Consider the following 23064-nt stretch of genomic DNA (forward strand, 5'->3'; position numbering starts at 1 on the left):
CCGCAACACCCTTCCCCCACCGCGCCCCCTCCCCTAAACAGGCCCGGATGCTCACTCGCCTGTTCCTCGCGCTCTCCGCCCTGATCCTCGCCGGCCCGGCGCTCGCCGCCAGCAGCGCGAAACTCCCCAACACGGAAGTCGCGCTCATCAGCGAGGCGAAGGCCCCCGCCCCGGGCCAGCGCTTCACCATCGGCCTGATGATGACGCCGAAGCCCGGCTGGCATACCTATTGGGAAAACCCCGGCGACAGCGGCATGGCCACCCGTGCCCAATGGCAGCTGCCGAACGGCGTCAGCGTCTCCACCTTCCGCTATCCCGTGCCGAAAACCTATGTCGTCGCCGGGCTGATGAACCATGTTTATGGTGAGAAGAACATTCTCCTCGCCGATGTCACGGTGCCGCAGGGGGCCAGCGGAGAATTGCCGCTGAAGGCAAGGATCGACTGGCTGGTCTGCAACGACAAGATCTGTATCCCCGAGGGTGCCGATCTGGACCTTACTTTGCCCATCGGCGATGGCGCGGCAGACCCGGCGCAACGGGCGAATTTCGATGCCGCCCGCGCCGCCCTCCCCCGCGAACTGGCAGCGGGGGCCAGCTTCCAGACAGTCGGCCAGCGCATCCGCCTGAACGTGCCGCTGGCCGATCCGGAGAGCGTCACCGCCGCGCATTTCTTCGCCAGCCGCGATGACGGCGTGCTGTTCGCCAGCCCGCAGACGGTCAGCCGCACCGCCAATTCGCTGGTGATCGAAACAGACGCCGTCCCCGGCAGCAACCCCACCGCGCTTCCCGGCGTGCTGCGCATCGAACGCGGCGCGGATGTGATGGGGCTGGCCTTCAGCGCCAACCCCGGCACCGTCCCCACCGGGGAGCCGCTCAGCGCACAGGCGGGCAAAGGCTCGATGGCCGCCTTCTGGCCCGCGCTCGGCCTCGCCATCCTCGGCGGGCTGCTGCTGAACCTGATGCCCTGCGTGTTTCCCATTCTCAGCCTGAAGGCGCTCAGTCTTGCGAAATCCGGGGAATCAGAGGCGCATGCCCGCGCAGAGGGGCTGGCCTACACCGGTGGCGTCATGCTGGTCACCACCTTGCTGGGCATCGCGGCAATCGCCATCGCGGCGGCGGGCGCGGGTGCGGGCTGGGCCTTCCAGTTGCAGGATCCGCGCGTGATCCTGTTCCTGATGCTGCTCACGCTGGCGATCGGGCTGAACTTCTCTGGCCTCTATGAAGTGAATCTCGGCACCGCCAATGTCGGCTCCGGCCTCGCCTCGAAACCCGGCGCGAAGGGGGCCTTCTTCACCGGCGCGCTGGCGGCCTTCGTCGCCACGCCCTGCACCGGCCCCTTCATGGCGGGGGCATTGGGCGCAGCGCTGGTGCTGCCGCCCGCCGCAGGCGTCGCGGTGTTCGCCGGGCTGGGCCTCGGCCTCGCGCTGCCCTTCCTCGCCATCGGCTTTATCCCCGCGCTGCGCCGCCGCCTGCCCAAACCCGGCCCGTGGATGGCGAATTTCCGCCGCATCCTCGCCGTGCCGATGTTCCTCACCGCGCTGGCACTGGCGTGGGTGCTGGGGCGGCAAGCGGGCCTGAACGCGCTCACCACCGGCCTTTCGCTGGCGCTGATGCTCACCATCCTGTTGTGGATATTGGGCCTGCGCCAGCAAAAGCAGGCCTCCGTCGTCATCACCATCTCGCTGGCAGCGCTTTTGGCGCTGCTCTCGCCGCTGGCGCTCAGCGCCGTCTCCACAGACGATGGCGGCCTCACCGCAGACCCCGGCCCCGAAGACCTGTCCGCCGTCCCCTTCACGCCGGAAGCCATCGCCCGCGCGCAGGCGGATCGCAAACCCACCTTCCTCTATTTCACCGCGGACTGGTGCCTCACCTGCAAGGTGAACGAAAAGGGCGCGCTGTCAGACCCGGCCGTCGCCGTCGCATTCCAGCAGGCGGGCATACAAGTCATGGTGGGCGACTGGACCCGCCCGGACCCGGCCATCGCCCGCTTTCTGGAACAGCGCGGCCGCGCGGGCATCCCGCTCTACCTCTTCTATGATTCGAACGGCAGCATCACCGAACTGCCGCAAATCCTCACGGTGAAAACCCTCACCGGGCTTGCAAGCGCAGGTTCATCCGCAAGCTGATAAACAACCTGCCACAGAAGGAGACGACCATGATGAAGCCCCTGCTCGCAGCAGCCGCCCTAATCATCGCCGCCCCGGCGCTCGCAGCCGCCGTTGTCGGCCAGCCCGCCCCCGCCTTCACCGCGACGGATTCCAACGGCCGCACCGTCAGCCTCAGCGATTTCAAGGGCAAGCCGGTGGTGCTGGAATGGACCAACGCCGAATGCCCCTTCGTGCAGAAATATTATTCCGGCGGAGACATGCAGAAGCTGCAGGCAGACGCCCGCAAGGGCGGTGCCGTCTGGCTCACCATCAACTCCGGCGCCGAAGGCAATCAAGGCCATGTCACCGGCGCACAGGCCAACAGCCGGATGCGCCAGCAGGGCTTCCAATCCACCGCCTACCTGCTGGATACGGACGGCACCATCGGCCGCGCCTATGGCGCGCGCACCACGCCGCACATGTTCGTGATCGCCCCCGACGGCACACTGGCCTACACCGGCGGCATCGACAGCATCCCCAGCGCCAACCCGGCCGACATCGCCCGCGCCGAACCGCTGGTGACGCTGGCACTGGCAGACGTGAAGGCGGGCAAGCCAGTGGGCACGCCGACCAGCAAGCCTTATGGCTGCTCGGTGAAATACTGAGGTCGGGTTAGCGACAGGGAAGACCAAGGGCTCTGCCCTTGGAACCCGGCAGGGAAATGATTTCCCTGCACCCTCAACATTGGCGTTGCGCGCAAACTGGAACGGCGCGCGTGTGATCAGCTTCGATTGCCTGCGGCGCTACGAGACTCTCTCCCCCTGCAAGGGGGAGAGATGGAGAGGGGGTGTCAGCGGTTGGCCTGATCCACCAACCTCCCCACACCCACAACCGTCACTCCGGACTTGATCCGGGGTCCAGCTGTTCTTCGGCAACGCCGGAGCACAAAAGCGCGGCCCCGGATCAACTCCGGGGCGAAGGGTGGGGAACCCCCGCGTTACCCCACCTTCCGCGGCTGAATATGCAACTCCCGCAACTGCTTCTCGCTCACGGCTGACGGCGCGTTCATCATCAGATCCTCGGCCTTCTGGTTCAGCGGGAACAGCGTCACTTCGCGGATGTTCGGTTCATCCGCGATCAGCATCACGATCCGGTCCACCCCCGGCGCAGAGCCGCCGTGCGGCGGTGCGCCATATTTGAAGGCGTTGATCATGCCGGGGAAATTCGTGTCGACCTGATCCTGCGTGTAACCGGCGATTTCGAACGCCTTGTACATGATCTCAGGCTTGTGGTTGCGGATCGCGCCGGACGACAACTCCACCCCGTTGCAGACGATGTCATATTGGAACGCCAGAATATCCAGCGGGTCCATCGTTTCCAGCGCGCCCATCTCGCCCTGCGGCATGGAGAAGGGGTTGTGCGAGAAGTCAATCTTCCCCGTTTCCTCGTCCGCCTCGAACATCGGGAAATCGACGATCCAGCAGAATTTATAAGCGCCCTGCTCGATCAGCCCCAGCTGCTCGCCCACGCGGGTGCGGGCGAACCCGGCCAGCTTGGCGGCGGGCAATTCCTTGCCGGCGGCGAAGAAACAGCCATCGTCTGGCCCCAGCCCCAGCGCCGCATAGAGCGCCTCCATGCCCTCCGTGCCATGGTTCTTGGCGATCGGCCCACCGAATTCGCCGCCCTTGCGCGTCACATAGCCAAGCCCCGCATGGCCTTCGCTGCGCGCCCATTCGTTCATATCGTCGAAGAATTTGCGGCTCTTGTCTGCGGTGTTCGGCGCAGGGATCGCCCGCACCACGCCGCCGGACGCCACGATCTTCTCGAACAGGCCAAAACCCGATTGCCGGAAATGCTCAGACACGTCGGAAATCAGCAGCGGGTTGCGCAGATCGGGCTTGTCATTGCCATATTTCAGCATGGATTCGCGGTAGGGAATGCGCGGGAACGCGCCTTGCGTCACCGCCCATGGCGTCTCGCGATTCCAGCCCGCGAACTCCGCGAACACGCCCGCCAGCACGGGTTCAATGGCCTGAAACACATCTTCCTGCGTCACGAAGCTCATCTCGAAATCGAGCTGGTAGAATTCGCCCGGGGAACGATCCGCCCGCGCATCCTCGTCGCGGAAGCAGGGCGCAATCTGGAAATAGCGATCAAAGCCCGCCACCATCAGCAGCTGCTTGAACATCTGCGGTGCTTGCGGAAGCGCATAGAATTTGCCCGGATGCAGCCGCGAAGGCACCAGAAAGTCCCGCGCGCCTTCCGGGCTGGAGGCTGTCAGGATCGGCGTCTGATACTCGGTGAAGCCCTGTGCCTGCATCCGCTGGCGCAGGCTGGAAATCACCTTCGAACGCAGCACGATATTCTTGTGCAGCCGTTCCCGGCGCAGGTCGAGGAAGCGATAGCGCAGGCGGATATCTTCTGGGTATTCCGCTTCGCCAGCCACCGGCAGCGGCAGCTCGGCGGCTTCGGATTGCACCGTCACGCCGCGCACCCGCACTTCGATGGCCCCGGTCGGCAAGTTCGGGTTCACCGTGCCTTCGCTGCGCGCCACCACTTCGCCATCGATGGTCACCACCGATTCCAGCCGCAGCTTGTCCAGCGTTTCAAGGAAGGGCGAGCCGGTGGCCGCCACCAGCTGGGTCAGGCCATGATGGTCGCGCAAATCGATGAACAGCACACCGCCATGGTCGCGCTTGCGGTGAATCCAGCCGGACAGGCGAACGGTTTCGCCGACGTTGCCGGCCGTCAGCTCGGCGCAATGATGGGTGCGATACGCATGTGTGGTGTTGGTGCTCATGGGGCGGGGGTCAAGGGCAAAGCGGCCCCTTTTGTCAAGCGCGCATCCTCACGCTATCGGGTTGCCCATGAAGATTCACCCGCTCGTCACAGATACAGACACCCTCGCCCGGATGATCGGCCGCCTGAAGGCGCATGACATCGTCTGCGTCGATACCGAGTTCATGCGGGAAAACACTTATTATCCAGAGCTTTGCCTGATCCAGTTGGCATCTTCGGAAGATGCCTTCGCCATCGATCCGCTGGCAGACGGCCTTGATCTCGCGCCATTTCTGGAACTTCTGGGCGACGACTCGATCCTGAAAGTGCTGCACGCGGGCGGTCAGGACATCGAAATCTTCATGAATCTCACCGGAAAAGTGCCCTTCCCGCTGTTCGATACGCAGATCGCTGCCATGGCGATGGGGATGGGGGAGCAGGTAAGCTACGCCAACCTCGTCGCGCATTTTACCGGCCAGCAGATCGACAAGGGTGCCCGCTTCACGGACTGGGCGCGCCGCCCGCTGTCGGACCGGCAGATTCACTACGCCATCGGCGACGTCACCTATCTCTCGCAACTGTTCCCCAAGATGCTGAACAAGCTGCGCAAAACCGGGCGTGGCGAATGGCTGGACGAGGAAATGGCCCGGCTGTCAGACCCGTCCAACTATGCGGTGAACCCGGATACCGCATGGCTGCGCCTGAAGCTGCCCAACCGCAAGCCGGATGTGCTGGGCCGCCTGAAGGCGCTGGCGCGCTGGCGCGAACTGGAAGCGCAAGACAAGAATGTGCCACGCGGCCGCATCGTGAAGGATGAAACGCTGGCCGATCTGGCCGCCGCCCCGCCGCCGACGCAGGCCGATCTGGCGCGGGTGCGCGGGCTGTCCCCCACATGGGCGGGCAACGCCATCGGCCAGCGGCTGCTGGCGGCCATTGCCGGGGCGGAGCCTCTGCCGGAGGCCGAAATGCCCGCGAAGGAAAACCGCCCGGGCCTCTCCACCGATGCCTCGCTGATCGCGGACCTGTTGAAATTGCTGCTGAAAGTTCGCGCGAAGGAATCGGGCGTGGCCCCGCGCCTGATCGCGCGCTCGGATGAAATGGAGGCGCTGGCCGCCGGCGTGCGCGACGGCCTGCCGATCCTGCAGGGCTGGCGGCGCGGCCTGTTTGGCGAGGATGCGCTGGCGCTGGTGGAAGGCCGGCTGGGCTTCTCCGTGTCGGGCGGGAAGATGCGGATGCGGCAACTGGCCGGGTCGCCCCAACCCGATCAGCCGCAGCCGGAAGAGTCGTTCGATCCTGAGCCGTTCAGTTCAGACGAAGCTTCGGCTCCAGCCCCAGCGCCTGCGCCAGAAGCCGATGCCGCCGCTGCACCGGCTCGGCGTAGAGCGCCTCGGCGGCGCGCGGCAGGCTGAGCGCCAGCCAGCCCGGCTCGCGCACCAGCGCGCTGCCGCGCAATCCGTCAGCCGCGCCGCCGCCCAGCCGCTGCCCCAGCCGCAGCGTCAGGCCCCACAGCCGCGCCAGCGCCAGCTGCTCGATCGACGCCAACAGATAGAGTCGATCGGAATCCCCGCCGGGCATCGCGCCGCCGTTCAGCGTCCACAAGGCGGCCGCCATCATCGCCCGTTCGGATGCATCCACGCTCACCCAGTTTCCGTGCAGCGCGGTGTCCAGCGCATCTTCCGCCCGCATGTCCGGGTGGGCGCGCCAGGCGCTGTCCGCCAGCAGACAGGCGGCGTGGCGAATCCGGCGCAGGGCAGGCGCTTCGTCCGGGAACAGCGTGTCGCTGAACTCCAGCAGCGCCTCGCCCACATCGGCGTCGCTGCCGTCGGAAAAGCGCCCCATCCGGTCGGCCGCCTCGCGCGCGGCCGTCAACAGCGGGTCCTGCCGCCGCGCCGCCGGAGACAGCGCCTGATACAGCAGCCCCTCGCGCAGCCCATAGGCAGAGCTGATGATGCAGCTGCTGCCCAGCTTCTTCGTCACCGCGCTCAGCATCGCCGCCGCGCCCGGCAGTTGCGGTGCCCGCGACGACGAGATGTTGGGCACATCTTTCAAGGATTTCACAGAGATATGCGCCAGCGTGCGCACCAGCCTGTCCGGCGCGTCGGCGGGCATCACATGATGATGCGTCACCGGCAGCGGCCAGTCCGTCTGGTGCATGTACAGCTGTGTCAGCGCCCGCCAGCTGCCGCCCACCGCATAGAAGGGCTTGCCCTTGCCCAGCGCGGCCCAGTCCAGCCCTTTCAGGCCCTGACTGATCTTCTGCGTCAGCTCGCGCCGCCCCTTTTTCCGAAAGGCGTCCAGTCGCAGCGAGCCGAGCGGCAGGGACAAGCGCTCATGCACCTCGCCCTTCGAAATCCGCACCAGTTCCAGCGATCCGCCGCCCAGATCGCCCACAACGCCATCGGCCTGCGGAATTCCGGCGATCACCCCATAGGCCGCGCCGCGCGCCTCGGTCTCGCCGTCGATGATCTCCACCTGCAGGCCGGTGAACTGCTCGATCCGCGCCACGAACGCCGGGCCGTTGGCGGCATCGCGCACCGCCGCCGTCGCCACCGCGCGCAAACTGTCCACGCCCATGGAGTCCGCCAGCAGCGCGAAGCGCGCCAACGCCGCCAGCGTCACGTCCATCGCCTCTTCAGACAGCATCCCGCCCGGCGACAAACCCTTGCCCAGCCCGGCCATCACCTTCTCGTTGAACAGAACGGCAGGCGTCCGCGTCAGCCCCTTGTACACCACCAGACGCACGGAGTTGGACCCGATATCAACAATCGCGATGCGCGGGCTGGCATGGTTCAACAGCTGCACATCCGCCTGCGGCACCGCGACCGTCGCCACGCTCAGGCCGCAACAGTCTGGTTGATGGCGGCCTTCACCGCCTGAATCGCGTCGGCTGCCTTCGCCGCATCCGGCCCGCCGCCCTGCGCCATATCCGGCCGCCCGCCGCCGCCCTGACCGCCCAGCGCCGCAACGCCTGCGCGCACCAGCTCCACGGCATTGGCGCGAGCACCCAGATCAGCCGTCACGGAAACCGCGATAGAGGCCCGCCCGTCGCGCGTCGCGACGATGGCGAACACGCCCGAGCCATGGCGCTGCTTTTCCTCGTCCAGCAGACCGCGCAACTCCTTCGGGTCCAGATCGTCGATCACCCGGCCAAGGAAGGGCACGTCGCCCAGCTGCTCCAGCGCCACCTCGGCCGCCTGCCCCGGCCCGGCCAGCGCCAGCGCCTTCTTGGTATCCGCCAGTTCGCGCTCCAGCTTCTTCACCGTGTCGGCCAGCGCGGCCACCCGTTCGGGCACATCCTCCACCCGCGCCTTCACGCTGGCGGCAGCTGCCTTCAACAGATTTTCCTGCGCCACCAGATGCTTCAGTGCCTCCACCCCGGTCAGCGCCTCGATCCGCCGCACGCCGGACGACACCGCGCTTTCAGAGACGATGCGGAACAGGGCGATATCGCCGGTGGCGTTCACATGGGTGCCGCCGCACAGTTCCACCGAATAGCTGCGGCCCGTGTCGGCGGCGCGGCCCATGGACAGCACGCGAACCTCGTCGCCATATTTCTCGCCGAACAGCGCCAGCGCGCCCGCCTCGATGGCGGCATCCGGCGTCATCAGCCGCGTGCCCACCGGCAGGTTGGCGCGGATTTCCGCATTCACTTCCGCCTCCACCGCGGCGATTTCCTCGGCCGTCATCGGCTTCTGGTGCGAAAAGTCGAAGCGCAGCTTGTCCGGGGCGACCAGCGAACCCTTCTGGCTCACATGCCCGCCCAGCACCCGGCGCAGCGCCGCATGCATCAGGTGCGTGGCCGAATGGTTGGCCTTCACCTGCGCACGCCGCTCGGCATCCACCTTCAGCTGCACCGCGTCGCCAACCTTCAGCGTGCCGGACACCAGCTTGCCCGAATGGGCGTGCAGCTTGCCAAGCGGCTTTTGCGTGTCCGTCACCTCGAACAGCGCGTCGCCCAGCGCAATCGTGCCGGTATCGCCCACCTGTCCGCCGCTTTCGGCATAGAAAGGCGTCTGGTTGGTCAGGATCACCAGCTCGTCACCGGCTTTGGCCCCGGCAACCTCCACGCCATCCTTCACCAGCGCCACGATCGCGCCTTCCGCGCCCATGGTGGAATAACCGATGAAATCCGTCGCCCCCAGCTTCTCGACAAGGTCGAACCACAGGCTGTCGGTGGCGTTCGCGCCCGATCCCGCCCAGGCGGCACGCGCGCGCGCCTTCTGCTCGGCCATGCTGGCATCGAACCCGGTGCGGTCCACGCCCAGCCCCTGCGCCTTCAGCGCATCCTCCGTCAGGTCATAGGGGAAGCCATAGGTGTCATACAGGCGGAAGGCGACATCGCCCGGCAGCACCGCCCCCGGCTTCAACCCGGCGGTCGCATCGTCCAGCAGCTTCAGCCCGTTCTGCAACGTCTGGCGGAAACGGGTTTCCTCCAGCTTCAGCGTTTCCGCGATCAGCGGCTGCGCCCGCACCAGTTCCGGGAAGGCCCCGCCCATCGTGCTCACCAGCGCGGGCACCAGCCGGTGCATCAGCGGCTCGCTCGCGCCCAGCAGATGCGCGTGGCGCATGGCGCGGCGCATGATCCGCCGCAGCACATAACCTCGCCCTTCGTTGGCGGGCAGCACCCCGTCGGCCACAAGGAACCCGGCAGAACGCAGATGGTCCGCAATCACCCGGTGCGAGGCGCGGGTGGTGATCGCGTCCGTCGGCGTCTTCGTCAGCGCGGCGGATTCGCCGATCAGCTGCTTGAAGATGTCGATCTCGAAATTGTCATGCGTGCCTTGCAGCACGGCGGCGATCCGCTCCAGCCCCATGCCGGTGTCGATGGAAGGGCGCGGCAGGTTCAGCCTTGTGCCGTCCGGCTGCTGATCGAACTGCATGAACACAAGGTTCCACACTTCCACGAAGCGGTCGCCATCCTCGTCCGGCGAACCGGGCGGGCCGCCGGGGATGTGATCCCCATGATCGTAGAAGATTTCGGAGCACGGCCCGCAAGGCCCGGTGTCGCCCATGGACCAGAAATTGTCGCTGGTGGCGATGCGGATGATGCGCTCATCCGGCAGCCCTGCGATCGTCTTCCACAGGGCGAACGCCTCATCGTCCGTGTGATAAACGGTGACGGTCAGCTTGTCTTTCGGCAGGCCCCATGTGCCCGTCAGCAGATCCCAGGCCAGGGTGATCGCCTGTTCCTTGAAATAATCGCCAAAGGAAAAATTCCCCAACATTTCAAAGAAGGTATGGTGGCGGGCAGTATAGCCCACATTGTCCAGATCATTGTGCTTGCCACCGGCGCGCACGCATTTCTGGCTGGAGGTCGCCGTGCTGTAGGGCCGCTTTTCAAGGCCGGTGAACACATTTTTGAACGGCACCATCCCGGCGTTCACGAACATCAGCGTCGGATCGTTCTGCGGCACCAGCGGCGCAGACGGCACCAGCGCATGGCCCGCTTGTGCGAAATGGTCCAGAAAAGAGGCGCGGATGTCGGCGGTCGAAGTCATGGGTCTCGCTATTCTGAATACTCTGCCCGCGCGGGGCCACACGCTCCATTAGGGGGCCGTATGGCGCGCGCGCAAGTGCAGCCCCGCCGCACCGCGCCAGATTCAGCCCCCTTGAAACGCCTATTCCCTATCCCAGATTCAGCGTTGTGGACAGCGGCAGCCTTCGGGGGCCGCGCCCCACACCGGCCCGGCCGAAAGGCGGGCCACACACACAGACCATTGCTTTGAAAGGATGGCTATCCCATGCGTTCCAACTTCGATTTCGCCCCCCTGCTCCGCTCGTCCATCGGCTTTGAGAATCTCAACCGCCTGATCGACAGCGTGGCCCGCGCCGCCGAAACCGACACCAGCTTCCCGCCCTACAACATCGAGAAGCTCGGCTCCGACGCCTATCGCATCACCATGGCCGTCGCCGGGTTCGAGCGCTCGGAACTGGACATCACCGTGCAGGAAAACACCCTCGTCGTCACCGGCAAGGCGGCTGACGAAGCCCAGCCGGCCGAGCGCAGCTTCCTGCATCGCGGCATCGCCAAGCGCGCGTTCGAGCGCCGCTTCCAACTGGCCGACGTGATCAAGGTGACGGGCGCCAGCTTCGAAAACGGCCTGCTGAACATCGACCTGCAGCGCGAAGTGCCCGAGCACAAGAAGCCGCGCAAGGTCGAGATCGGCGCCAACGACACCCCGCTGATCGACGGTGAAGCGGCGTAAGCCGCAACGCAAGCGGCGTAAGCCGCAACGCAAGCGGCGTAAAAGCCAATCGAAGGGGCCGGGCAACCGGCCCCTTCTTCAATAATAATAACGTTCTTCCACAACCTTGTCGCCCGCCACCCGGTAGCCGACGATTTCGCGCATATGAGTGCGCACACCGCCTGCGGGCGTCACGTCCAGATCTATCACGATCAGAAAACTGTCCCCGTTCACGAACGGCCCTTCCGATCGGAAGCCGTGCACCTCGTGATTGGCGAACCACCATTCCGCCTTTGCCAGCGTTTCGGCCTTGCCATGCGTTTCGCCATGCTCGCCAGGCACTGCCTCGAAGGTCGCCACATCGTCGTGCCAATATTTCATCGCGGCCTCGTCCATCCGCCCGGCCGCCAACAACGCCGCATAATCAGCAGCAATCGTCCGCACATCGGCTGCTCTTGCACCCCTGCCCATCGCCCCGCTCCTGCAACAAGCCTTGACCCGGAATGCCCCTGCTGCATTCCGGGGGTGCAGTCTCTCGCATTTCCGCTATTCTCTCAAGTGGGGAGACAGGAAAGTTCATGAAAATGACCAGATACGCCATTGAAATCGACCGCGCGGACTTGTCCCGTCAAGAAAAAGTGTCACTCAACCTGACAGCAGGTGAAGGCGAAATCATCGCCGAAATCGAACTCGCGTCGATCACCTCCAACAATATCACCTATGCCGTCATGGGTGGAGAGCCGTTCAACTATTGGAATTTCTTCCCCGCATCTGATCCCGCGCGCGGGATCGTGCCGCTTTGGGGCTATGCCACCATCAGCGAAAGCCGCAGCCCGCATGTCGCCGAAGGCAGCCGCCTGTTCGGCTATTGGCCGTCCGCTACGCATCTGAAGCTGCTGCCCGGCCCGGCAAAGAGCGGCGGCTTCACCGATCTCGCCCCGCACCGGCAGGGCCTCGCCCCCGTCTACAACAGCTACCGCCCCACGCCGGGCATCACCCCGGAAACCGAGCCGCTGATCGCCCTGTTCCAGCCGCTCTACGGCACCGGCTTCGTGCTTGCGCAGAGCCTTGGCAGCGACATCGCCGCAGGCCGCAGCATCCTTCTCACCAGCGCATCGGCGAAAACGGCGCTGGCCACGGCCTTCAACCTGCAACGCGCGGGCGGCATGGCCATCGGCCTCACCTCCGCTGCCAACCGCGCCTTTGTCGAAAACACCGGCTTCTACGCGCAGGTCCTCACCTACGAGGAACTGGAATCGCTCGATCCCGCCACCCCATCCGTCCTCGTCGATTTTGCTGGCAACGGCGCACTGAAGGCCCGCATCCACCGCCATCTGAAATCGCTGTCCGCCAGCCACATCGTCGGCGACACAGACTGGGCCGCCCCCTCAGACGAGCCACTGGAAGGCCCGCCCCCAACCCTGTTCTTCGCCCCCACCCACTGGGCAGACCGCATCCGCGAGATCGGCCAGCAAGCCTTTGATCATGAACTGAACAGCAGTATGGCCGCCTTCCTCGCCACCACCCCGCACTGGCTGACGGTGGAAACCCACAGCGGCCCCAAAGGCTATATGGACAGCTTCAACCGCCTGCTGAGCAACAAGCTGCCGCCGAATATCGGGCTGGTGTGGAAACCCTGACCAACACCGCCCTCCCCCGCTCAGGCTGAGCTTGTCGAAGCCCCGGACGTAAAAGCTCAACGGCTGAGCCGGGGGGGCATGTTCCATGGGCTTCGACAAGCTCAGCCTGAGCGGGGGGATAGGTGAGTCTGAGCGGAGCGAATTGAGCGCGGCAAAGGCCGAAAAGCCGATGGGTTTGCAAAGATAAGGTCGCCAGAAAATATCGCCCCCCTACCCCCGCGCAGTCGATTTCCGCTCCACCGAGAACCGCTTCAGCTGCTCCGCCGGCTCCTTCCACTCCGGGGCCAGCGCGGCGGCGGCGGCGTAATCGTCATAGGCGGCGCGGGTGTTGCCGATCATCTCATAGGCAACCGCGCGCGTGTACAGCGCCACCTCCGGCCGCTCCGGCTTCATGTCCAGCGCGCGGGTCAATGCGTCGATGGCCGCCTGATCCTGCCCGCCCCGGTGCAGCAGGGCGATGCCCAGATTGATGTGCGCCTCGGCCAGCCCCGGCGACAGCTCGATGGCCGCCTTGTAATCGGCCACGGCATTCTCCAGATCGCGGGACTGCATGTGGATGATGCCCCGGTTCACCAGCGTCGCTGCCCGATCGCGCCGGGTGATCGAACCGACGTCCAGCGCCCGGTTGCACACGTCCAGGCTGGCGCGGGTTTCGCGCTTGAACTCCGCCGCCAGATAACAGTCCCGCCCGGCGGAACTGCCGCCGACGATGGACACCGCAGCGCTGGCGGGCACTGCGGCCACACAGGCCGCGCCCAGAAGCAATTTGCCCAACAGACCGCACATTGGCGAAATGGTCATGGCTCGATCCTCCCACCGGTGAGGATATCACAACTGGAAAAGCCCGCTAGGGCCGTTCCCGTAACAGCCTCGTCACATGCCCCATCTTGCGCCCCGGCGCGGCGTCCGCCTTGCCATAGAGGTGCAGATGCGCCGTCGGATCGGCCAGAATGCGCGGCCATTCCGCCGATGTGTCGCCCAGCAGGTTGCGCATCTCCACCAGCGGCGCTTTCAGCCCCACCGGCCCCAGCGGCAGGCCGCAGATCGCGCGCACATGCTGCTCGAACTGGGATGTCTCCGCCCCCTCGATGCTCCAATGGCCGCTGTTGTGCACGCGCGGGGCCATTTCATTGAACACAGGGCCGTCCGGCGTGGCGAAAAATTCGCAGGCGAGCACGCCGACATAGTCCAGCGCATCGGCGATCCGCACCACCAGCGCGGTGGCGGCATCCACATGCGCCGGATCGATCCCGGCGGGCACGCTGGTCAGCGCCAATATCCCGTCCTCATGCACGTTCAGGCAGGCCGGATAATGCACCTCCCGCCCGCGCGGGCAGCGTGCCACCAAAATGGAGAATTCGGCGGAAAAGCGCACAAAACCTTCCAGAATCAGCCCCTTGCTGCCCAGCGCCGCAAAGGCTTCCGCCGCTTCGCCCACAGAGCCGATACGAACCTGCCCCTTGCCGTCATAGCCGAAGCGCCGGGTTTTCAGGATCGCAGGCGCCCCCAGTTCGGCCAGCGCCGCTTCCAGCTCCGCCAGAGTCTCCACCGCGCGGAACGGCGCCGGGCGGCCACCCAGCTCCGTCACGAACTGCTTTTCCGAAAGCCTGTCCTGCGCCACATCCAGCGCCCGATGCCCCGGCCGCACCGGCTTCAGCCCCTCAAGAAAAGCCACGCTGGCAGAGGGCACATTCTCGAATTCGTAGGTGATCACGTCGCACGCGGCCGCGAAAGCCGCCAGCGCTGCCTCGTCGGTATATTCCGCCCGCGTCGCCCCGGCCGCCACGTCCAGCGCCACCGCCTCGCCCTCGGGCGCGAACACATGCACCTTATACCCCAGCGGCGCAGCCGCCAGCGCCAGCATCCGGCCCAGCTGGCCGCCGCCCAGTATTCCGATGGTCGCGCCCGGCAGGATCGGCATTACAGCGGCGAATCCGCAACCGCATCGGTCTGCGCCTGCCGCCACGCCTGCAAGCGCCCGGCCAGATCGCTGTCCGTCGTCGCCAGAATCGCCGCCGCCAGCAGCCCGGCATTGGTCGCCCCGGCCTTGCCGATCGCCAGCGTGCCCACGGGGATTCCAGCCGGCATCTGCACGATGGAGAGCAGCGAATCCTTGCCCGACAGCGCCGCCGATTGCACCGGCACGCCCAGCACCGGCAGCAAGGTCAGGCTCGCCACCATGCCCGGCAGATGCGCAGCACCACCCGCCCCCGCCACGATCACCTTCAACCCACGATCCGCCGCGCTTTCGGCATAGGCCACCATCCGGCGCGGCGTGCGGTGGGCAGACACCACCTTCACCTCGTGCGGCACGTTCAGCGCCTCCAGCACGTCGGCGGCGTGGCGCATCGTTTCCCAATCGGAAACGCTTCCCATGATGATCCCGACCACTGCAGTCATCAGCCCATCCCCGGCAAAAAGCGCGGACTAAGGATGCTTCGCACCCAATGCAAGGTTTAGAACTGAAGGAACCGCCGGTCCGTCGCCTTCAGATCGGCATCCAGCGTATAGAGAATCGGCACGCCCGTGGGGATTTCGAACTCCACGATATCAGTGTCGGAAATGCCGGAAAGGTGCTTCACCAGCGCCCGCAGCGAATTGCCATGGGCGGCGATCACCACCCGCCTGCCCGCCTTCAGCTGCGGCACCACCAGCTCGTCGAACGCGGGCAGCGCGCGGGCGATGGTGTCTTTCAGGCTCTCCGTCTGCGGGATCGGAATCCCGGCATAGCGGCGATCCGAGGAGACATCGAACTCGCTGCCCTTTTCCTGCACCGGTGGCGGAATATCAAAGCTGCGCCGCCAGATCTTCACCTGATCGTCGCCGTGCTTCGCCGCCGTCTCGGCCTTGTCCAGCCCCGTCAGCCCGCCATAATGGCGCTCATTGAAACGCCAGTCCTTCGTCACCGGCAGCCACAGCCGCCCCATTTCTTCCAGCACAAGGTTCAGCGTCTTGATGGCGCGCGTCTGCAGGCTGGTGAAGGCGACATCGAAATCATAGCCCTGCGCCGCCAGCGCCGCGCCCGCTGCCTTCGCTTCGGCCACGCCCTTCTCCGTCAGGTTCACGTCCCACCAGCCGGTGAAGCGGTTTTCCAGATTCCAGGCGGATTGTCCGTGGCGAATAAGAACCAGCTGAGCCATTAAAATCCCTTAACCAAGATCGTCGATAATATCGGCCAGCGCGGCCAGACAGGCACGCCCCAGATGTCGGCTCCGCGCCGGAGACCAGCCGACAGACGCGTCCGGCAGTTCCAGCACATCCTTGAACGGCATTTCCAGCGTCGCAGACACACAGCCGAAGCGATACGCCAGCTGGTTGGTGGACATCGCCAGATTGGCCTTGCCCGGCGGCGTGACGGGATAGCCGATCTTCGTCTGGAACTCCGGATTATGCCCCGCCAGAGAGGCCTTGTAACGCTCCAGCAGATCCAGCTGCCGGTTGGTCACGCCGGGCGCGCCCTCGAATCCGGCAATGAAATTGTGCGGCAGCGCTTCGTCGCCATGCACGTCCAGCGCGAAATCCACCCCCGTCTCGTCCATACGGTTCAGCACGCACAGCACTTCGGGCGACCGCTCGGCCGTCGGCTCGGCCCATTCGCGGTTCAGGTTCGCGCCCGCCGCATTGGTGCGCAGAAACCCACGAAACGCCCCATCGGGGTTCATGTTCGGCACGATGTGAAAACGCGCCTTCGCCCGCAACGTCCGCGCCAGCGGAGAGGCCGGATCGGTCAATTCCTCCAGCGCGCCTTCCATCCACCATTCGGCCATCGTCTCGCCCGGATGCTGGCGCGCATAGAGCCAGACCTGCTTCTCGCCCTCGCCCAGTTCGAGGCAATCCATCGGCCGCCCGTCCAGCGAATGGCCCAGCACCCGCGCCTCCACGCCCGGCTGCAACGCCATGCGCGCGATCAGGTCCAGATGCCGCTCGTTCGAATAGGGCGCGAAATAGGCGACCCACAGATAATCGCTTTCGGGCGTCACCCGGATGGTCAGCGTGCCGTCCGCCTCGCCTGCGTTATAGCTGGTTTCGGCCTGCACCCAATTCTGCCGGTCTGCCGACACCCGCGCCTGATAATCCGGCCAGCCGCCCGGATAGGCGGATTTCTGCAAGCCGGTGATATCCAGCGTCAGCGGCACGCCTTTCGCGCCCGCCACCCGGAAGTGGAACCACTGGAAAAATTCCCCGCCCGCATCAATGTTGATCGCCAACGCGAAATGGTGCGGGCCGGTCTGCCCCAGCACGCGGATATTGCCCGAATCGAAGGCACTGGAAATGCTGATCGTCATGGGCCAAGCCGCCTAGCAGCGCGGCGGCGGGATTGCCAACCGCGCGCCGTGCAAGATTGACTTTCCCCGGCCCTCCCCTTATGCGCGCCGCTCAATTTCGAATCCCCCGGGGAACAACAATGAAGATCCGCAACAGCCTGAAGTCGCTCAAGGGGCGGCACCGTGACAATCGTGTGATCCGCCGCCGCGGCCGCACCTATGTCATCAACAAGACGAACCGCCGCTTCAAGGCCCGCCAGGGCTGAACGTGCGGGGACCTAAGGCCGTCATCTGGGATGTCGGCCACGTCCTCTATGATTGGGATCCCCGCTTCCTCTACGCGAAGCTGATCCCCGATACGGATCGACTGGACTGGTTCCTGTCGAACGTCGTCACGCGCGCATGGCACTTCCAGCATGACGCCGGGCGCCCCTTCGCGGAAACCTCGGCCGAACTGATCGCCGAATACCCGGCCGAGGCAGAGCTGATCGCCGCCTACGGCCCGCGCTGGCTGGAAACCATCCCGGCCCCGATTCCCGGCACCCACGCGCTGATCGTTGCGCTCGCCGCCGCCGGGGTTCCGCAGTTCGGAATCACCAATTTCTCCGGCGAATTCTGGGACCGCTTCCGCCCCACCGCCCCCATCTTCGATCACTTCACAGACATTGTCGTCTCCGGCCACGAACGCCTAGTGAAGCCAGACCCGGCCATCTACGCGCTCGCCCGCCAACGCTTCGCGCTGGGCGACGGCGAAGCCATCTTCATCGACGACAATCCCGCCAACGTCGAAGCCGCCCGCAACGCCGGCTGGCTCGCCCACCATTTTGCCGGTGCCGAGCGGCTGAAGGCGGAGTTGTCGGCGCTGGGGTTTGCCGTTTAGCGGGGGTATTGCCTCCGGCGGGCAGGGCTCTGCCCTGCACCCGGCAGGGAAATGATTTCCCTGCACCCTCGACATTGGCGTTGTGCCGAACCTTCGATGCTGTGTGAGTGATCAGATTCGATTGCCTGCGGCGCTACCTTACTCTCTCCCCTGCAAGGGAGAGAGTTGGAGAGGGGGTGTCAGCGGTTGGCCTGATCCACTGACATCACAACAAACCCACCAACCCATCCACCCGCTCAGCCTGAGCTTGTCGAAGGCCCCGGAACTAACCCACCAACCTTGCCACACCCCCAACCGTCACCCGGATCAAGTCCGGGGTGACGGGTGGAGAGGTGGGTGGGGCATGCTCCAAAGCGCCGCAGGCTATAAATCCCAACCTCGCGCCCGGCGGATGGCCCCCACCCCAACCCCTCCCCTAAAGGAGGAGGGGCTAAAAAAAACGTCGGGGGTGCAGGGGCGTCACGCCCCTGCCGGGTGGCGGGCAGAGCCCGCCCCGCCGGAGGCAAAAACCGGCGGGAGGCTGAACTACAACCCGGCCGCCGCCATCAAAGCCTCGGTCGAAGGATCGAACCCGCCCGTCTCCCCGGCGGACAGTTTGTTTGCCACCTGCTTGCCCAGTTCCACTCCCCACTGGTCGAACGGGTTCACCCCCATCAGCACGGCGGCGGTGAATGTCCGCGCTTCGTAGAACGCCAGCAGCGCGCCCAGCCGATCGGGCGTCAGCCGGTCCACAAGGATCGTCGCCGATCCCCGGTTGCCGGGGAAGCTCTTGGCCCGCGCCAGCGCTTCGTCGCCCTTGGCTTCGGCCAGCGCCTCGGCATGGGTGCGCCCTTTCAGCAGCGCGGCCCCTTGCGCGAAGCAATTGGCCAGCAGCAGCTTGTGGTGGATGGGGGCCAGATCATGCCCCGGCGTGGCCACCGCCACGAACTCGATCGGATCGGTGTGCGTGCCTTGGTGCAGCAGCTGGAACACCGCATGTTGCGCGTCGGTGCCGGTGCCGCCCCAACTGATCGCGGCGGTGGGGAACGGCAGGGGCGTGCCATCGCGCGCCACGGATTTGCCGTTCGATTCCATCTCCAGCTGTTGCAGATAGGGCGGCAGCAGCCGCAGCCGCTCGTCATAGGCGAAGATGGCGCGGGTGGGCTTGTTCAGGAAACAGGCCTGCCACACGTCGGCCATGGCGGCCAGCACGGGCGCGTTCAGCAGCAGCGGCGTGCTCAGGAAATGCGCGTCCATCGCCGCCGCGCCATCCAGCAACGCCTCGAACGCCGCCGGGCCGCAGCGGATCGCCAGCGGCAACCCCACCGCAGACCAGAGCGAATAGCGCCCGCCCACGGATTCGGCGAAGGGCAGGATTTCCGAAATGCCGTGCGCCCGCGCCTTGTCGGGCGCGGCCGTCACCGCCACCACCCGGCTGATCGGGTTGGCCACGCCATTGGCCGTCAGCCAATCCAGCGCGGATGTCAGATTGGTCAGCGTTTCCTGCGTGGTGAAGGTCTTGGAAACGGCGATCAGCAGCGTTTCCGCCGGGTCGCAGGCGTCGAACGCGCGGGCCAGCGCCGCGCCGTCAATGTTGGCCGCCACATGCACCTCCGGCCCGTCCGCCCCGGTGCCCAGCGCGTCTACCAGCAGCTGCGGCCCCAACGCGGAGCCGCCGATGCCGATGTGGATCACGTGCCGCACCGTTCCCAGCGCCCCGGCACGGATGCGCGCCGCCGTCTCCAGCAGCGCCGCCTGTTCGCCGCGCTTCGCCGGATCGCGCAGCGCCATATGCGTCGCCGCCCGCCCCTCGCTGCCGTTCACAACCTCCCCGGCAGCCATTTTCGCCCGCCATCCCGGCAGGTCGGCTGCAGCCGCCAGCGCCGCCAGCGCCTGCAATTGCGCCGCCGTCACCGGCAGCTTGGAAAAATCGAAGCGGATGCCGCCCACTTCGGGCACCAGAGCCGCGATGCGCTCAGGCTCCTGTGCGAACAGGCTGGCGATGGAGGGGGTGGGGGCGGCCGCCAGTTCGGCGAGGCTGGCCCAGGCGTCTGTCTGATGTGGCAGCATGGCACCACCCCTAACGCAAAGCGAAGCCGCACGCGACTCCCCAGCGAAACGCCACCCCGCACAGGCCCGCCCGGCCTTCGCCGGGGTTGACACTCCCCCGCCCCCGGCCCAGCGATAATGCCAATGGAAAGCAGCGAAGCCATTGAAGCGGCCCGCGCCCGTCATCTGGCCGGCAGCGAGCGGCTGGCGCAGTGGCTGTGGCCGTTCACCCGGCTGCTGTTGCTGGCGCTGACGGCGGCCCTGTTGCTGCGGGTGCTGATCGTGCAGCCCTTCGCCATTCCCTCCAGCTCGATGGCCCCCACGCTTCAGGCGGGCGATTTCGTGCTGGTGGATAAAAAGGCCTATGGCTGGGCGCGCGCCTCGCTTCCGCTGGCGGCGGATTCGGGCATGGCGGGCGATGGCGGCGGCCGCCTGTTCGCCAGCGCCATTCCGCACGGCGATGTGATAGCCTTTGTCGGGCCGGACGGACGGGACTATGTAAAGCGCATGATCGCGCGAGGGGGGGAAACGGTGGAGTTGCGCAACGGGCTGGTGCTGCTGAACGGCGTTCCCCTTCCATGTGTGCCCCAAAATGCCGCAGCAGACGGGCAACTCTGCCGCGAAGCCATTCCCTCCGGCCGCACGCATCTGTCGCGCGATCACGCGCAAGGTCCGCGCGCCAGTTTCGGCCCCGTCACCGTGCCCGCCGGGCATCTGTTCGTGCTGGGGGATAACCGCGGCCATTCGGCAGACAGCCGGGTGCCTGCCGCCGAAGGCGGCATCGGCTTCGTGCCGGAAGACAAGGTGATCGGCCGCGCCGCCCGCATCTTCTTCGCCTATGATCGGGGCGTGCGCTGGAACCGGATCGGAACCCCCGTTGACTGATCCGCTCGCCGCATGGGCAGACGCCGAACTGGGTGCCGCGTTCCAGAATCCGAAGCTGTTGCACGCCGCGCTCACCCACAAGAGCGTCGGGGCAGACAATTACGAGCGGCTGGAGTTTCTGGGGGACCGCATCCTCGGCGCCGTCGTCGCAGACTGGCTCTATCAGGATTTCCCCGGAGAGCCTGAGGGCAAGCTGACGCGCCGCTTCCACCAGCTCGTCAGCCGGGAGGTCTGCGCCCGCGTCGCGCGCAGCGTGGGCGTGCCGACGGTGGTGCGGCTGGGCCAGCAGGCCCGGGCAGACGGCGGCTCCAACAGCGACAATATATTGGGGGATGTGATGGAGGCGCTGATCGGTGCCGTCTATCTGGATCGCGGCGTGGACGCCGCGCGCAGCATGATCCGCGCGCTTTGGGCGGCCGAGGTCAGTTCCGCCGCCGAAGCCCCCAAGCACCCGAAAATGCAGCTGCAGGAATGGGCGGCTGCGCAAAATCTGAAGGTGCCGGTCTACACCCTGCTGGGCCGTTCCGGCCCGCATCATTCCCCGCGCTTCCGGGTGGAACTGGCCATCGCCGGACGCCCCCCGGTGGAGGCCGAGGGCAACAGCAAGCAGGACGCCGAAACGGCGGCTGCGAAAGTCTTTCTGGAAACCCATGCCCGCTGACATCCCCCCTGCCGACTCCACCCGCTGCGGCGTCGTCGCGCTGATCGGCGCGCCCAACGCCGGGAAATCCACCCTTGTGAACGCGCTGGTCGGCCAGAAGGTCGCCATCGTCAGCCCCAAGGTGCAGACCACCCGCGTCCGCCTGACGGGCGTCGCGCTGGAAGGCGATGCGCAACTGCTGCTGGTGGATACGCCGGGCGTGTTCCAGCCGCGCCGCCGGCTGGATCGCGCCATGGTGCAGAACGCGTGGGAGGGCGCGGCCGACGCCGACGTGCTACTCGCCATCGTCGATGCCAAGGCGGGCCTGCGCGAAGAGGTGCGCCATGTGCTGGAAACCGTGGCCCAGCGCCGGGAGCCGCGCTGGCTGGTGCTGAACAAGGTGGATCAGGCGGATAAGGGCAAGCTGCTGGCGTTGGTGGCGGAAAGTAACGCCATCGCCCCCTTCGCCGAAACCTTCATGATCTCCGCGCTGACGGGCGATGGCGTGGCCGACCTGAAGCGCGCGCTGGCGGCGGCCGTGCCGCAAGGCCCATGGCTGTTCCCGGAAGATCAGCTGTCGGACGCGCCCGCGCGGATGATGGCGGCCGAACTGGTGCGCGAACAATTGTTCCTGCAACTGGGGCAGGAGCTGCCCTATTCCACCGCCGTCGTGATCGAGCAGTTCGAGGAACAGCCCGACGGCTCCACCGCCATCCACGCGCAGATATTGGTGGAGCGGGACAGCCAGAAGGCCATCGTTGTCGGCGCGCGCGGCAGCCGCATCAAGCAGATCGGCGAAGCGGCGCGCGCACAGGCGGCCGAACTGCTGGGCCGCAAGACGCATTTGTTCCTGCATGTGAAGGTGAAACCCGGCTGGGCGGATGACCGCCACACCTGGCGCGACCTCGGCATGGACTGGGTGGACTGACCAGGCAAACGCCATGCTGAGCTTCGACGACGAAGCGCTGGTTCTCACCACCCTGCCGCACGGCGAAAATGGCGCAGTGGTGCGCTTCCTTTCCCTGACCGGCGGCCTGCGCGCGGGCTATGTTCCGGGCGCGCGCGGCAAGGCGAAGCGGGCGCTGATCCACCCCGGCAACCGGGTGGCGCTGCACCTTTCCGCCCGCGCCGAAGGCCAGTTGCCGGGCGCGACGCTGGAGCTGCTGGAAAGCCGCGCGCTGCTCGCCTTCGAACCGCGCGCCGCCGCCATGCTGGCTTGGCTGGCCGAACTTACCGCCACGGCAACGGCAGAGGCCGTGCCGCACCCAAGGCTCGCCGCCGCGCTCGATGCGCTGCTGACGGGCCTTGGCGCGGGGATGGATGCCACGGCCGCGCAAGCCGCGCTCGCTCGCTATGAACTGCTGCTGCTGGCGGAGGAAGGCTTCGGCCTCGATCTCACCGCTTGCGCACTGGGCGGCCCCGCATCCGATCTCGCCTTCGTCAGCCCGCGCAGTGGCCGCGCCGTCAGCCGGGAAAAATCCAGCGGCCAGCCATGGGAAGCGCAACTGCTCCCCCTCCCCCGCTTCCTGCTGGACGGCGGCCCCGCCACCCCGGCGGACGTCGCGCAGGCGCTCACCCTCTCCGCCCATTTCCTGCGCGCGCACTGGCTGAACAACGATTTGCGCGAGGCCACCCGCAACCGGGCCATTGGCAGCGCCCGCCCGACCCCCTAAACC

At 66.4% G+C, this 23064-nt stretch carries 21 protein-coding genes; 11 read left to right on the top strand and 10 right to left on the bottom strand.

Annotation, left to right across the window (positions count from 1 at the left end; translation table 11 throughout):
* The first annotated feature begins 47 nt into the window (after nucleotides 1-47).
* Together FJQ54_RS06210 and FJQ54_RS06215 are read left to right on the top strand one after the other, a co-directional pair.
* On the top strand, nucleotides 48-2126 hold the full coding sequence (locus FJQ54_RS06210) for a protein-disulfide reductase DsbD family protein (RefSeq protein WP_140927554.1): 2079 nt from the start codon (nucleotides 48-50) through the stop codon (nucleotides 2124-2126).
* A 29-nt stretch (nucleotides 2127-2155) separates the two neighbouring features.
* Nucleotides 2156-2752: a thioredoxin family protein gene (locus FJQ54_RS06215; RefSeq protein ID WP_207790376.1), complete on the top strand. Its 597-nt coding sequence runs from the start codon at nucleotides 2156-2158 to the stop codon at nucleotides 2750-2752.
* A 332-nt stretch (nucleotides 2753-3084) separates the two neighbouring features.
* Here FJQ54_RS06215 and aspS read toward each other — a convergent pair whose 3' ends face one another.
* Nucleotides 3085-4887 (bottom strand): aspartate--tRNA ligase, encoded by a 1803-nt coding sequence (aspS, locus tag FJQ54_RS06220; protein WP_140927555.1) that lies wholly within the window; start codon nucleotides 4885-4887, stop codon nucleotides 3085-3087.
* A gap of 67 nt (nucleotides 4888-4954) precedes the next feature.
* Between aspS and rnd the strand changes: the two genes are divergently transcribed.
* Nucleotides 4955-6274 (top strand): ribonuclease D, encoded by a 1320-nt coding sequence (gene rnd, locus FJQ54_RS06225; protein ID WP_140927556.1) that lies wholly within the window; start codon nucleotides 4955-4957, stop codon nucleotides 6272-6274.
* On the opposite strand, the gene FJQ54_RS06230 is transcribed toward rnd, so the two are convergent.
* The gene (locus FJQ54_RS06230; RefSeq protein ID WP_140927557.1) at nucleotides 6168-7697 is read right to left on the bottom strand and encodes a Ppx/GppA family phosphatase; all 1530 of its coding nucleotides are present in this window, start codon (nucleotides 7695-7697) and stop codon (nucleotides 6168-6170) included. The two genes, rnd and FJQ54_RS06230, sit on opposite strands and share 107 nt — an antisense overlap.
* Nucleotides 7698-7699: 2 nt before the next feature.
* Nucleotides 7700-10363 carry an alanine--tRNA ligase gene (alaS, locus tag FJQ54_RS06235; protein WP_140927558.1) on the bottom strand — a complete coding sequence of 888 codons (2664 nt, stop codon included), beginning with the start codon at nucleotides 10361-10363 and terminating at the stop codon, nucleotides 7700-7702.
* 243 nt (nucleotides 10364-10606) lie between these two features.
* Here alaS and FJQ54_RS06240 point away from each other — a divergent pair, with 243 nt between their 5' ends.
* On the top strand, nucleotides 10607-11071 hold the full coding sequence (locus FJQ54_RS06240) for an Hsp20 family protein (protein ID WP_140927559.1): 465 nt from the start codon (nucleotides 10607-10609) through the stop codon (nucleotides 11069-11071).
* A gap of 78 nt (nucleotides 11072-11149) precedes the next feature.
* On the opposite strand, the gene FJQ54_RS06245 is transcribed toward FJQ54_RS06240, so the two are convergent.
* On the bottom strand, nucleotides 11150-11521 hold the full coding sequence (locus tag FJQ54_RS06245) for a SnoaL-like domain-containing protein (protein ID WP_140927560.1): 372 nt from the start codon (nucleotides 11519-11521) through the stop codon (nucleotides 11150-11152).
* A gap of 107 nt (nucleotides 11522-11628) precedes the next feature.
* Here FJQ54_RS06245 and FJQ54_RS06250 point away from each other — a divergent pair, with 107 nt between their 5' ends.
* Nucleotides 11629-12690, top strand: a complete 1062-nt coding sequence (locus FJQ54_RS06250) for a DUF2855 family protein (protein WP_181160010.1) — start codon at nucleotides 11629-11631, stop codon at nucleotides 12688-12690.
* A 210-nt stretch (nucleotides 12691-12900) separates the two neighbouring features.
* Here FJQ54_RS06250 and FJQ54_RS06255 read toward each other — a convergent pair whose 3' ends face one another.
* From FJQ54_RS06255 to FJQ54_RS06275, 5 genes are read right to left on the bottom strand one after another with little or no spacing between them, the layout of a single operon-like run.
* Nucleotides 12901-13491: a tetratricopeptide repeat protein gene (locus FJQ54_RS06255; RefSeq protein ID WP_140927562.1), complete on the bottom strand. Its 591-nt coding sequence runs from the start codon at nucleotides 13489-13491 to the stop codon at nucleotides 12901-12903.
* A 46-nt stretch (nucleotides 13492-13537) separates the two neighbouring features.
* Nucleotides 13538-14611: a 5-(carboxyamino)imidazole ribonucleotide synthase gene (locus tag FJQ54_RS06260; RefSeq protein WP_140927563.1), complete on the bottom strand. Its 1074-nt coding sequence runs from the start codon at nucleotides 14609-14611 to the stop codon at nucleotides 13538-13540.
* Nucleotides 14611-15090: a 5-(carboxyamino)imidazole ribonucleotide mutase gene (gene purE / locus FJQ54_RS06265; RefSeq protein ID WP_140927564.1), complete on the bottom strand. Its 480-nt coding sequence runs from the start codon at nucleotides 15088-15090 to the stop codon at nucleotides 14611-14613. The genes FJQ54_RS06260 and purE overlap by 1 nt, the downstream gene beginning before the upstream one ends.
* A gap of 56 nt (nucleotides 15091-15146) precedes the next feature.
* Nucleotides 15147-15830 carry a 2,3-diphosphoglycerate-dependent phosphoglycerate mutase gene (gpmA, locus tag FJQ54_RS06270; protein ID WP_140927565.1) on the bottom strand — a complete coding sequence of 228 codons (684 nt, stop codon included), beginning with the start codon at nucleotides 15828-15830 and terminating at the stop codon, nucleotides 15147-15149.
* A 9-nt stretch (nucleotides 15831-15839) separates the two neighbouring features.
* Nucleotides 15840-16976: a M14 family metallopeptidase gene (locus tag FJQ54_RS06275; RefSeq protein ID WP_140927566.1), complete on the bottom strand. Its 1137-nt coding sequence runs from the start codon at nucleotides 16974-16976 to the stop codon at nucleotides 15840-15842.
* 119 nt (nucleotides 16977-17095) lie between these two features.
* Between FJQ54_RS06275 and ykgO the strand changes: the two genes are divergently transcribed.
* Both ykgO and FJQ54_RS06285 read left to right on the top strand, forming a co-directional pair.
* Entirely contained in the window at nucleotides 17096-17221 is a 126-nt protein-coding gene (ykgO, locus tag FJQ54_RS06280; protein WP_004210176.1) for a type B 50S ribosomal protein L36, read from the top strand.
* A 2-nt stretch (nucleotides 17222-17223) separates the two neighbouring features.
* Entirely contained in the window at nucleotides 17224-17835 is a 612-nt protein-coding gene (locus FJQ54_RS06285) for an HAD family hydrolase (RefSeq protein WP_140927567.1), read from the top strand.
* A gap of 525 nt (nucleotides 17836-18360) precedes the next feature.
* Here FJQ54_RS06285 and pgi read toward each other — a convergent pair.
* A complete protein-coding gene (gene pgi, locus FJQ54_RS06290) occupies nucleotides 18361-19884 on the bottom strand; it encodes a glucose-6-phosphate isomerase (protein ID WP_140927568.1) in 1524 nt (507 codons plus the stop codon).
* 123 nt (nucleotides 19885-20007) lie between these two features.
* Here pgi and lepB point away from each other — a divergent pair, with 123 nt between their 5' ends.
* The 4 genes from lepB to recO are packed head-to-tail and all read left to right on the top strand — an operon-like array spanning nucleotide 20008 to nucleotide 23061.
* Entirely contained in the window at nucleotides 20008-20748 is a 741-nt protein-coding gene (lepB, locus tag FJQ54_RS06295; RefSeq protein ID WP_181160011.1) for a signal peptidase I, read from the top strand.
* Nucleotides 20741-21409: a ribonuclease III gene (gene rnc / locus FJQ54_RS06300; protein ID WP_408006015.1), complete on the top strand. Its 669-nt coding sequence runs from the start codon at nucleotides 20741-20743 to the stop codon at nucleotides 21407-21409. The genes lepB and rnc overlap by 8 nt, the downstream gene beginning before the upstream one ends.
* Nucleotides 21399-22316, top strand: a complete 918-nt coding sequence (gene era / locus FJQ54_RS06305; RefSeq protein WP_140927571.1) for a GTPase Era — start codon at nucleotides 21399-21401, stop codon at nucleotides 22314-22316. Before rnc ends, era begins: the two co-directional genes overlap by 11 nt.
* 13 nt (nucleotides 22317-22329) lie before the next feature.
* Nucleotides 22330-23061, top strand: coding sequence for a DNA repair protein RecO (gene recO, locus FJQ54_RS06310; protein ID WP_181160012.1), 732 nt, complete (start codon nucleotides 22330-22332; stop codon nucleotides 23059-23061).
* Nucleotides 23062-23064: the final 3 nt, after the last annotated feature.

The sequence above is a fragment of the Sandaracinobacter neustonicus genome (genome assembly GCF_006385875.1).
In the GTDB taxonomy this organism is placed as follows: domain Bacteria; phylum Pseudomonadota; class Alphaproteobacteria; order Sphingomonadales; family Sphingomonadaceae; genus Sandaracinobacteroides; species Sandaracinobacteroides neustonicus.